Annotated in this window: 11 protein-coding genes and 2 pseudogenes; 7 read left to right on the forward strand and 6 right to left on the reverse strand. The window is 71.4% G+C overall.

The window, feature by feature from the left end; all coding sequences use genetic code 11:
- Positions 1–681 precede the first annotated feature (681 nt).
- Positions 682–1290, forward strand: a complete 609-nt coding sequence (locus tag AB0C99_RS01620; RefSeq protein WP_362468117.1) for an NAD(P)-binding domain-containing protein — start codon at positions 682–684, stop codon at positions 1288–1290.
- 205 nt (positions 1291–1495) lie between these two features.
- Here the strand turns inward: AB0C99_RS01620 and AB0C99_RS01625 are convergent, their stop codons facing one another.
- The gene (locus tag AB0C99_RS01625) at positions 1496–1837 is read right to left on the reverse strand and encodes a hypothetical protein (RefSeq protein ID WP_362468119.1); all 342 of its coding nucleotides are present in this window, start codon (positions 1835–1837) and stop codon (positions 1496–1498) included.
- 33 nt (positions 1838–1870) lie between these two features.
- Complete coding sequence (corA, locus tag AB0C99_RS01630; protein WP_362468636.1) at positions 1871–2953, reverse strand: magnesium/cobalt transporter CorA; 1083 nt, start codon at positions 2951–2953, stop codon at positions 1871–1873.
- A gap of 578 nt (positions 2954–3531) precedes the next feature.
- On the opposite strand from corA, the gene AB0C99_RS01635 reads away from it, so the two are divergent.
- Both AB0C99_RS01635 and AB0C99_RS01640 read left to right on the forward strand, forming a co-directional pair.
- A complete protein-coding gene (locus AB0C99_RS01635) occupies positions 3532–3846 on the forward strand; it encodes a hypothetical protein (RefSeq protein ID WP_362468121.1) in 315 nt (104 codons plus the stop codon).
- 67 nt (positions 3847–3913) lie between these two features.
- Positions 3914–4135, forward strand: coding sequence for a hypothetical protein (locus AB0C99_RS01640; RefSeq protein WP_362468122.1), 222 nt, complete (start codon positions 3914–3916; stop codon positions 4133–4135).
- 239 nt (positions 4136–4374) lie between these two features.
- Here the strand turns inward: AB0C99_RS01640 and AB0C99_RS01645 are convergent, their stop codons facing one another.
- Positions 4375–4722, reverse strand: a complete 348-nt coding sequence (locus tag AB0C99_RS01645) for an NAD(P)-binding protein (RefSeq protein WP_362468124.1) — start codon at positions 4720–4722, stop codon at positions 4375–4377.
- Positions 4723–5065: 343 nt separating this feature from the next.
- Between AB0C99_RS01645 and AB0C99_RS01650 the strand changes: the two genes are divergently transcribed.
- Both AB0C99_RS01650 and AB0C99_RS01655 read left to right on the forward strand, forming a co-directional pair.
- Positions 5066–7012, forward strand: a complete 1947-nt coding sequence (locus tag AB0C99_RS01650) for a KUP/HAK/KT family potassium transporter (protein ID WP_362468126.1) — start codon at positions 5066–5068, stop codon at positions 7010–7012.
- A 129-nt stretch (positions 7013–7141) separates the two neighbouring features.
- Complete coding sequence (locus tag AB0C99_RS01655) at positions 7142–7477, forward strand: thioredoxin family protein (RefSeq protein ID WP_362468128.1); 336 nt, start codon at positions 7142–7144, stop codon at positions 7475–7477.
- Between the two features lie 234 nt (positions 7478–7711).
- Here the strand turns inward: AB0C99_RS01655 and AB0C99_RS01660 are convergent, their stop codons facing one another.
- The 3 genes from AB0C99_RS01660 to AB0C99_RS01670 form a co-directional block, all read right to left on the reverse strand.
- The gene (locus tag AB0C99_RS01660) at positions 7712–8521 is read right to left on the reverse strand and encodes an SDR family NAD(P)-dependent oxidoreductase (RefSeq protein ID WP_362468130.1); all 810 of its coding nucleotides are present in this window, start codon (positions 8519–8521) and stop codon (positions 7712–7714) included.
- Positions 8522–9080: 559 nt separating this feature from the next.
- Positions 9081–9599, reverse strand: a complete 519-nt coding sequence (locus AB0C99_RS01665; protein ID WP_362468132.1) for a hypothetical protein — start codon at positions 9597–9599, stop codon at positions 9081–9083.
- A 258-nt stretch (positions 9600–9857) separates the two neighbouring features.
- On the reverse strand, positions 9858–10442 hold the full coding sequence (locus tag AB0C99_RS01670) for a TIGR04222 domain-containing membrane protein (RefSeq protein WP_362468134.1): 585 nt from the start codon (positions 10440–10442) through the stop codon (positions 9858–9860).
- Positions 10443–10701: 259 nt separating this feature from the next.
- Between AB0C99_RS01670 and AB0C99_RS01675 the strand changes: the two are divergent.
- A pseudogene (locus AB0C99_RS01675) lies at positions 10702–10820 on the forward strand (IS5/IS1182 family transposase); the annotation flags it as partial.
- Between the two features lie 59 nt (positions 10821–10879).
- Positions 10880–10972 (forward strand): annotated as a pseudogene (locus tag AB0C99_RS01680) (IS5/IS1182 family transposase); the annotation flags it as partial.
- Positions 10973–10977 lie beyond the last annotated feature (5 nt).

The raw sequence follows: 10977 nt of genomic DNA on the forward strand, positions 1-10977 counted from the left end.
GCCAGGATGACCCGCCGGACCGCTCCCCATCCGCCTGCGGGCCGGAGATCGGTCCTTACGGGCCGGTCCCGCGCCTCGGGATCACTCGCGCACGCTCCCGCAGCGGAATGCCGAGGGGTGAGCCGGGAGGACACTGCGGTCTCGATGCCGGCCCCGGGTGCGGGCGGGCCTGGTTGACGATCCCTCCCAAACTCTGGAGAGGCAGGCAGGCCGGGCTGACAACCGAGCCCGGCCCGGTCGCCGCTGCCGTCGGCGGCAGCGCTCTCGACCGCGGTGGGGCCCTGGCCCCGCCGCGGTTGCGCCCGAACTCGCCGTCCGAGCTGTCGCGTACGACGAGCAGTCCGGTCGTTTGGACGTCGTCCCCGGCGCCTCGCGTAGACCACGAAGACCCCGCTGGTGCCGAGCCGCAGCTGATCGCGGCCGTTCAGCCGGGCGTTGCCGGGGGCGAACGTCCTGGAACCCGCCACCCGTATTGCGGCTGCGCCGACGTCACCGGCAGCTGCCGACACCTCCGTTCCCCAGCTGGTTGTTGCGTGGACCGTGTCCGGCCCGACTGCTCTCCAAGGGGCTTCCAGGCTGTCGCGGTGGGCTCCTCCAGCGGGTCCGCGGCCGGGCACCCGAGTGGAACAGGAGACGGGGCGTCGGGATGTGGGAGGGGCCGGAGTGTGTGAGCGTGATGGCATGGATGTGGGAATCATTGGTGCCGGTCGTCTCGGCACGGCCCTGGCCGTCGTCTTCACCAGGGCGGGACACAAGGTGATGGTGTCGGGCACACGGGGACCACGCGCGCTGGCGCCACTCGTCGACGAACTGGGGACGAACGCTTCCGCCGGGACACCGCAGGAGGCCGCCGACTTCGGAGACGTCGTGGTCCTGGCCGTTCCATGGGACCAGAAGGAGAACGCCGCGGCCTCGGTCCCCTTCTGGCAGGGCCGCACGGTCCTCGTTCCGGTCAACCCGCTGCGGGACACCGCCGCCGGGCTGGAGGTCGTCGACACCGGCGGGATCCCGCCCACCGAGATCGTCGCCGGACTCCTGCCGGGCGCCCTCGTGGTCAAGGGCTTCAACACCTACCTGGCCCAGGCACTGCCCAAGGAGCCGGACATCGACAACGGCCGCCGCATCGTCCTGCTCGCCGGCGACGACAGCGACGCCAAGCGCCGGGTAGCCGACCTCGCCGACAGCGCCGGCTTCCAGGCCGTCGACACCGGCACCCTCGCCGAAGGCGCTCCCCTCTTCGACACCGGCGGCCCCCTCAGCGGCCTCGGCCGGGACCTGCTGGCTCTCTGACCTCACCCCCACGGTCCCAGCCCTGCGTCACTTGGACGGCGCAGGGCTTCCGAGCGCGCCGCCGCGCCCCGAACGCAGGGTGCCACCTGATATGTCCGGGGGCACATCGCGATTCGGCCGCTCGCGCACACCGCGGGCGCAGGCGTCCCCGTGTTTGGCCTTCGCGCGATGACCTCGACGAGGGCGCCCGTGAACGACGGGTCAATTAGCTGGTCGCCGAGCCGGGCGACGACATCATCTCCATCAGGGCGGGCGCGCCCTCGATCTCGTGCTCCGTGACGTCCGTATCGGGCGAGGCCAGGGAGACGGGGACGATCTCATCGCCTTGGTGCAGTCCCTGCACGACGAGCGCGTCACCGAGCAGCCTCAGCATTCCCGGTTGCTCCCGCCCGCGCAGCGTGTACGTCACCACCGCCACCGCGCCGACGGCCTGCCCGTGCGCCTGTACCGGGACCTCGCCGAGGCGCTGGGCGGGACGCTCCCGGTCGACGGCGCCGGAGCCGGAGTCGGCGCCGTCGACTCCTGCTGGCGAGGCTTCTCCCGGCATCGGAGCGCGCCGCTCCGCGGTGACCGGCGCGGGTCAGAGCCACCCGTTGCGGCGGAACCCCCGGTGGATGAGGAGGCAGGCGGTGGCCATCACGCTCAATACGAGGGGATAGCCGTAGGTCCAGCGGAGTTCGGGCATGTGCTCGAAGTTCATGCCGTACACGCCGCAGACCATGGTGGGGACGGCGACGATCGCGGCCCAGGCGGTGATCTTGCGCATGTCCTCGTTCTGGGCCACGGTCACCTGCGCGAGATGGGCCTGGAGGATCGAGTCGAGCAGGGCGTCGTACGAGGTGACCTGCTCGACGACCCGCGCGAGGTGGTCGGCCACGTCCCGGAAGTACGGGCGCATCCCGGGCGCGACGCACGGCAGCGGATCGGTCGCGAGCCGCTGGAGCGGCTGGCCCAAGGGCGTCACGGCCCGCTTGAGTTCGAGGAGTTCGCGCTTGAGCTGGTAGATGCGGCCGACGTCGCCGCGGTGCCCCTGCTGGGAGAAGACCGCAGTCTCGATGGCGTCCAGGTCGTCCTGGACCGCGTCGGTGACGGCGAGGTAGTCGTCCACGACATGGTCGGCGATCGCGTGCAGCACGGCGGAGGGACCCTTGGCGAGGTGTTCGGGCTCGGTCTCCAGGGCCTCGCGCAACGGACCGAGGGAGCCGTGCCCGCCGTGCCGGATCGTGATCACGAAGTCGGGGCCGGTGAACGCCATCAGCTCGCCGGTGTCCACCACCTCGCTGGTGGCGGTGAGCTCGTCGTGCTCCACGTACCGCACCGTCTTGAAGACGGCGAAGAGCACGTCGCCGTACCGCTCAAGCTTCGGCCGCTGGTGGGCGTGGACGGCGTCCTCGACCGCCAGGGGATGCAGCCCGAACAGCTCCGCGAGGCCCGCGAACTCCTTCTCCTCCGGCTCGTGCAGGCCGATCCACACGAATCCGTCGCCCGCCTTGCGGGCTCGCCGCACGGCCTCCTCGACGGAGCGGACCGGGTCCCGGCGCACGCCTTCCTGGTAGACCACGCAGTTGACCACCGAACTCCCGAGGGGTGAGCGGGCCGGGTGGCTGAGGTCCACCGCTCTCTTGTACGTCCGGCGGACGGCACTGCGCAGACGGTCGATCATGGACACGGGTCGCTCCTTCGGCGGAATCGCGGACAGTCTGCCAGCGGCCTCCCCGGGACGGCAGACCCGCTCCAGGGGAGAGAGCCGAAGCCGTTGGACCCCGCCCTCCGGCGGAGCCGGTCCGAGGTGTCAAGCGCGCGTCAAAGCGGCCCGGGGAGACGCCAGGGCCGCGTCAATGACGGTCTTCCGGCGGGATTCCCATCGCAGACTGATCCCCTCACGGGGGAGCGGACGCCCGTCCACAGTGAGCGGCGGGAGGGCGTGCGGCTGCCACAGGCACCGCGCACGGCCCGGCATCGACGGCCCGGACCGACGCCGGGACACCGCAGGGGACGGGCGTACGACACGAGGGGCGTTCCGGTCCGCGGCCACGAGGGGGACCACGGACCGGACGAGCCCGCCGGCCTCGGGCGGACGTCACCACGTGGCAGTCACGTCAAGCGGACCAGTGGGGGGCGGGCGGCCTTCGACGGGGCCGTTCCGAGGGGTGCCCCGTCAGGGATGCGTCAGCCTTTCCCGTACGCGGCGGCCCCGGCGCCGTTGCGGGGACCTTTGAAGTGGGCCCCTGGAGGTGGACGATGAGCATCGGATTCCGTGACGCGGCCGCCCTGTCCGCGGCGGTCTGGTTCGGCTTCTTGCACGCCGCCGTCCCGTCCCAGAGCCTCCACATCCACGACCGGGCCGATGTCGAGACGACGGTCCTGCTCCTGGCCGTCGGTCTGATCGTCTCCCATCTCGCCGCCCGGGCCTGCCTAGTGGGCGCCGCCGCCTTCACGGACGCCGTCCACCTACAACGCCTCCCCACACGGCGACTCGGCTCGCCGGTTCCAGCCGCACCCCCGAGGAGTTCGTACGGTATGTGGGGGAGGAGCTCACGGCTCTGCTGGAGCTGAGCGGCTGCCGTTTCGAGTACGGGCGGCTCACCGGCCGGCCAGCCCGCCTCCAGGCGGACGGGTCGCTATGGGTGGAGGGCTGGGCGTGGACGTGGACCGGCAGGGCTGGCCCGAGGGCGAGATCGAACTGCGCGCCGTCGCCGCGGGCCACTATCTAGGCCGAGACATGATGACCCCGGCGCCCGGCAGCATCCCGCGGCCCCTTGCCTCCCGCCTGGTCGCCGTCGATCTGGCCGGGCGGGCCGCCGCCGTGATCGAGCGTGCCCAGGGGTTGGCCGCGACCGGCTGACCGCGCCGAACCGGCGGCGGCGCGCGCACGGTGCCCTGGCCGCGTACAGGTGTCGTCAAATGCGTGGGGCACATATTGAGCGCGACTCCGAGGGGGCGGTTGGATGGATGGTGTAAACAGCGGTCCACGCCGCAGGACACGGCACCGGCACCGGATCCGGTGCCACCGGCCTGACGTACCGCTGATCGTCCGGTGCGGGGCAGGGTGTCCCCTCGCCAGATGGTCGTCGTACAGACGCATCACACACGGATCGGGGAATTCGCCTCCCTGGCTGCCATCGCCACGTCGAGGTTGCGGCTTTCCTCCCGGGCGAGCACGAGGAGGGAGTTGCTCTGCCGCATCCGGGCCCGGTGGAGGACTCCGGGGTCGGTGGCGTCCTCCAGCACCGGAACGCCCTGTTCGCGCGCGTAAGCGACACTCCGGGCGGCGGGGTCGCGGTCGATCGCGACGACCTCGTGGTCGGTACGCAGCTGGGCCAGGACCCGCGTGCCGATCCTGCCGAGGCCGAAGAGCACGATGCGGTCGGAGAGGTCAGCGGCCGGGTCGCCCAAGGTGAAGATGTGGGGCAGCGGCAGGTACGGGGCCATCCAGAGCGGTCCGTAGCGGTCCGGCCTCCGCGAACGCAGTGGCGACGGCCAGCACGGGGACGATGCCCGCGAGCGCGCCGAACACCGCGACCACCTCGCGGCTGACGCACACGAACGCTCCTCGAACGGGGTGCGATGCGCCCGAAGGGTGTGAGCGGTACGAGCGGTGCGGGACTGGGAGAACGGCGAGCGGGAACGCCTCTGTGACCCACCCGGCCAGTCGCGTGTCCGTAGCAGCGCCAAGAGAGCGTTCCTTCAGGGCGCCGACCCGTTTCGCGTTGTCCGGAGGCGGGAGATGACCGACGTTGTGGACAGCCGGACCCGTGACGCGCAGGAGGATCCCATGACCGAACCGCCTTCCCCGCCCGAGCCATCGCGCGCACGCCCCGGAGGCACCCGGGACGCGGTACGGCTCGCCGTGGTGACGGGTGCGCTGGGCGTGGTGTTCGGCGACATCGGGACCAGCCCCCTCTACACCCTGCAGACGGTCTTCAACCCGGGCGACCCGCACCCCGTGCCCGTCAGCACCGACAGCGTCTTCGGCGTCGTGTCGCTGGTCTTCTGGTCGGTGGTGGTCATCGTCACGGTCACCTACGTGCTGCTGGCCATGCGCGCCGACAACGACGGCGAGGGCGGCATCATGGCGCTGATCACCCTGCTCCGCAGATGGGGCGGCGGACGCAGCCGGCGCGTCACCGCCGTGCTGGCGGCGCTCGGCATCTTCGGCGCCTCGCTGTTCTTCGGCGACAGCATGATCACTCCCGCCATCTCGGTGCTGTCCGCGGTCGAGGGCCTCGAAGTCGTGGAACCCTCCCTGAAACCCGCGGTCGTACCGATCACGGCGGTGATCCTCATCGTGCTCTTCGTCGTCCAGCGCAGGGGGACGGCAGCGGTGGGCCGGGTCTTCGGCCCGGCCATGGTCGTCTGGTTCACCGCCATTGGCGTCTGCGGGGCGGCCGGCATCGCCAGGCGCCCCGACATCCTGAAGGCACTGTCACCGACCTACGCGGTGGGCTTCCTCACCTCCCACTTCGGCACCGCCTTCTTCGCCCTGGCGGCGGTCGTCCTCGCCGTGACCGGAGCCGAGGCGCTCTACGCCGACATGGGCCACTTCGGCCGCCGGGCGATCACACGCGGCTGGCTGTTCCTGGTCTTCCCCGCCTGCGCGCTCAGCTACCTGGGCCAAGGCGCGCTGATCCTCGACGATCCCCGCACCATCAGCAGCCCCTTCTTCCTGATGGCCCCTCACTGGGCGCGCCTGCCGATGGTCCTGCTCGCCACGGCCGCCACCGTGATCGCCTCCCAGGCGGTGATCACGGGCGCGTACTCGGTCGCGGCCCAGGCCGCACGGCTGGGCTACCTGCCCCGGCTGCGCATCGCGCACACCTCGGAGTCGAGCGTCGGCCAGGTGTACGTGCCCTGGGTCAACTGGTTCTTGCTGGTGTCCGTCCTCACCCTGGTCCTCGCCTTTCGCAGCTCCGCCGCGCTCGCCTTCGCCTTCGGCATGGCGGTGACCGGCACCATCACCATCACCACCCTCCTCTTTCTCTTCGTCGCCCGCGCCAGATGGGCAACCCCGCTGTGGGCACTCATCGGCGGCGGCACGGTGCTGCTCACCGTGGACCTGCTGTTCGTGGCGGCCAACGTGACCAAGCTCGTCCACGGCGCCTGGCTGCCCCTCCTCATCGGTGTCCTCGCCTTCACCGTGATGACCACCTGGCAGCACGGCCGGCAGGTCGTCACCGCGGAACGCAAACGCAGGGAGGGCCCGCTCCAGGAGTTCGTCGAGGACCTGCACAGCGGGCGGGTGCCCACGCTCCGCATCCCCGGCACCGCCGTCTTCCTCAACCGCGGCAAGGCCACGACGCCGCTCGCCCTGCGGGCCAACGTCCGGCACAACCACGTGCGCCACGAGCACGTCGTCATCCTGTCCCTGGAGACCGAACCCGTACCGCGCGTCCCGCCGGACCAGCGCAGCGTCGTCGACGACCTCGGCCACACCGACGACGGGATCATCCACGTCACCGGCCGCTTCGGCTACATGGAGGCACCGGACGTGCCGTCGGTCCTGGCGGGCCTCGACCCGGCCCGTACGGAGGGCGGACTGCGACTTGACGAGGCTTCGTACTACCTGTCGAAGGTCGAACTCAGGCGAGGGAAGGCCCCGACCATGGCACCGTGGCGCAAGCGGCTCTTCATCGCCACCTCCCACCTCACGGCGGACGCCGCCGAACACTTCGGGCTCCCCGGCGACCGCACCGTCCTCATGGGCTCGCACATCGAGGTGTAGCGCCAGGACCGGGGTCCCTGCCCTACCCGCCGGCCAGTCGGACTCCGAGGCGCCCACGGGGACGGCCCCGCGTCCAAGGACTACGGTCGCCCCACGGACATAGACACAGATACGGATACGGACATGGAAATGGACGCCCTGAAGATCACCGTGCTGACCGTTCCCGGATGCCCCCACGCCCCAGTGGCGCTGGAGCGGATCGCCGCCGCCCTGGAGGGGCGCCCGGCGGACGTGGAGCTGGTCGAGGTGACGGACGAGCCGGAGGCCGTCCGGCTCGGCATGACCGGGTCACCGACGATCCTCGTCGGCGACGTGGACCCCTTCGCGGTGCCGGGGACGCCGGCCGGTATGGCCTGCCGCCTCTACCGAGACGAGGCGGGCCGAGTCGAAGGCGCGCCCGGAGTGGAAGACCTGCGCACCGTGCTCTCCGGCGAGGCAGGCCGGATGCCGCGCGGAGCAGCGTGACATCCCGCCGGCGGTCTCTCCCGCCGGGCCCGTGACGGATCCGACGTACCGACACGGCCCCACCCTGAGGGGACGGCCCGGAAACACTCCGGTACGGCAACAGGGCGGCCCGCCCTCCCGGACGGGCCGCCCCGGTGGGGTTTCAGCGGGCGTTGGCCTTGCGGCCGTGGTTCGCCTTCTTCTTGCGTCGGGCCTTCTTCTTGCGGGCGCGCTTGGACATGGCCGGATGCTCCTTCAGGCGGTGTGGCCGACGAGGACGTCGGCGAGCTTGTTGAGGCGCTTGACGGTCCGCTCCTCGGTGGCGGCGGGTGCCGGGGCGACGCGGTGTTCGCGGTCGTAGTAGGCGCCGTTGACGATCTCGACCGCCGGGTCGCAGAGGCGGGCGACGTGGGCGGCGCCCTCGGCCGGCGCGACGCCTTCGTGGGCGTACAGCGGCAGGAGGCTGGTGGCGCAGATGCCGGGGTGTACGGAGACGGCGGTGACGCGCGGGTCGGCGGCGAAGACGGTGAGGGCGAGCTGCGACTGGGCGTAGGCGGCGAGCCGGGAGTAGCGGCGGACGCGGTTGGGGTCGGACCACTGGATGGCGCCGGTGCGGTGCAGCGACGAGGACACGTTGACGACGCGGCCCCCGGCGCCGCTGGTCAGGGTGGGTTCCAGGAGGTGGGTGAGGAGGTAGTGGGCGAGGAAGTTGACCTGGAAGGCGATCTCGTTGCCGTCGGCGGTGACGGTGTGCCGCTCGGGCGCGGCCATGCCCGCGTTGTTGACGAGGACGTCCAGTCGCGGGTGAGCGGCGGCGACCCGGGCGGCCAGGGCCTCGACCTCCTCCAGGCGGGTGAAGTCGGCCCCGTAGGCGCACAGACGCTCGGCCGGTACGCCGGAGAGGGTGACGAGCCGGTCCACGGCGGCGAGCGCCTCCTCCGTGGTACGGCCGTGCACGAGGACCGTCGCCCCGCGTTCGGCGAGCAGGCGGGCGGTCTGGTGGCCGATGCCGGAGGTGGCGCCCGTGACGAGGACGGTGCGTCCGGACAGAGGGGAAGGAGACATGGTTCGTCCAAGGGAAGGTGGATGGGGTACGAGAAGAGGGGCGCCGTGACCGGTTGACGAGGGTCACGGCGCCCCTGTGACGCGGCGCGGGCGGGTGTCAGCGCAGGGCGGACGAGCCCGGTCGGCAGCGGGGCGTGCGACGCGGCGACGCCTGATGAGGCGGCCGGTCGAGGAGGAGCCACGCGCTGTTCACGATCCTGATCCAATCCCTGGCCGCGTCCCCGGGCAAGCCGGAAGGGCTTTCCCTGACGGCTCCCTGACGAGGAGTCATCCGAGGCCCGGGACCATCGACACGAGCAGGTCGATCAGCTTGATGCCGATGAACCACAGGACCAGGCCACCGAGCCCGTACAGCAGCAGGTTGCGGCTCGGCAGGTCGCGGGCAGCCTCGACGACACCCCGACGGTCTGGCCATCGCGACGATCCCCGCCGTAGCCCTCACGACGGCGGGGACGGGCACGCTATCCAATCACCCACGGGGTCGAGGCTGCCGGGTGCTGGGGGCGGGTCGTGCTGGTCCCCGTGTTGGCCGGGCCCCCTCTTCCGCTGCTCGGCTTGCCTAAGCGGTCTCGTAGATGGCCCAGTGGCAGCGGCCTTGGAGGTCGGTTTCGGTGCCGCAGTCGGATACCCCGGCGGCGCGCAGTTCCGCGAGCGCGAGCAGGGAGGGAGCGGGGACCGGTGTGGTGTCGTGGCTGTAGACGGCGATAGCCGCGGCGGCGCTGTTGTTGTCGGCGAGGTGGACGCTGATGCGTTTGCCGCCGTCCCGCACAGCTGCCGCGACCAGGATCCGGACGACCTGGTCGACCTGTGTCTTCTGCCTGTCGTCGAGGGGGAAGCGCCAAGCAGTGAGCTGGTCCAGGACCCGGGAAGCGGCGCGTCCCGCTGCCCAAGGGGCCGACTCGAAGGGCCAGTTCACTCCCCGTCGGTTCCGCATGACGGCGGCGCGCTGGTCGGGGCGCGGGTTGTGAGGGCCTTTCGGGTCCGGGCGGGGCAGCTCGACCGGCTTCTTCGGAGGTGGGGGAGTCTTCGGCGGGTAGTCGGGCACCTTGCCCTTGCCCAGCTCCATCTGCTCGGTCATGCCGAAACGCTACCCGCCGACGCCCCCACTAGGCAGCCGGACGCCGGGACCCGGACGGGGAGAGACACGACGTCGCAGACGGCAGTCCTGGCCCCACAGGACGAAGTGTTAGCCGCCCAGTGGCTGGACGCCACAGTCCTGCTGGAGGACCAGCCCACGGACCTCGGGGAGACTGAGGGCGCGGGTGAGGCGCCGCTCGTCGAGCCGGCGGTTCGTTTCACCGGGAGTCCGCCAGCGGAAAGCAAATGCCTACCGCTGTCAGTCACCGCCACCGCCACCGCCGAAGCCGCCTCCGTCCGCGCCGTTGTCCATTGCGTCACCGTGGTCGCCGTCGAGGGCTTTGCCCATACGGATCAGGGTGCGCCCGAGGGCGTCGGGGACGGTGTGAGTGCCGGCAGGCCCGCGTCGGGTAGAGCCGAGGGAGAGTCCGGCGGGGCCGTGGAGCACGTACGCGGGCACACGCCCCGTCGAGGCGGCGTCCGTGAGGCTTCGCCGTCCGGCGCGGGTGGGCTTGCGTCGTCCGCGGCGCAGGAGACGCAGGGAGACAAGGTGGCGAGCGAGTTCGTCGACCTCGGAGGAGCGCCGGACGGCCTCGATCACCTCCCGTACCGGCTTGCTGCGCGGACAGGCGGTGATGACGGCGAGTTCCACCGGGTGCCCGGGACGCTCCTCACCGATGACGCGTAGCCGAGCGGCGCCCAAGGACAGCGTCCCGCGCTCAACGAGGGAGACGACCGCACTCTCCGCGACCCGCAGGCTCCCACCGGCCAGGCAGGCGTATTGGTAGGCGTCCAGCTCGTCAGAGCCGCTGTCCGCCGCTCCGCGCCGGATCATCCGCGTCATCCCGCGTCCCCCTCAGACTCGCATGCCGTTCTGCCAGACGCATGATCTCCTCGACGCCGACGCTCAGGCGAGCCTTTACCCACAGTCAGAGCTTCTTTTGATCTTCAAGGTGAAGGTTCGCAGGCCAGGCCGGAGGGTCGCTAAATGACTGTCGGGGCTGACCTGCGAAAACTCCCTCCTGGAGTCCTCCTGGAGCCGTTCGGGAGTCCTGGCTGGCTGGGTAGGGGTACGCGTTGATCGTGCACGAATGCCGCCAGTCTCGACCACGGTACGGGCTCACCAGCACGCGGCCGGGGCCCGAAAAGGGGGCCCTGGGAAGGCGAAGCCCTCGGCCGGTCCAGGGGCGGCCTGACCAGCAAGATCCATCTGGCCTGCGACGACGCGGCATCGCCTGCACGATCCCGGAGCGGATCGACCAGATCAACGGTCGCATCCGCCGCCTCAAGCAGAACCGGGCCCTGGTCACCCGCTACGACAAGCGAGCCCGCCAATACCAGGCCATGGTCACCCTCGCCTGCCTCCGCCTCTGACTCCC

Source organism: Streptomyces sp. NPDC048659 (assembly GCF_040650575.1).
GTDB lineage: Bacteria > Actinomycetota > Actinomycetes > Streptomycetales > Streptomycetaceae > Streptomyces.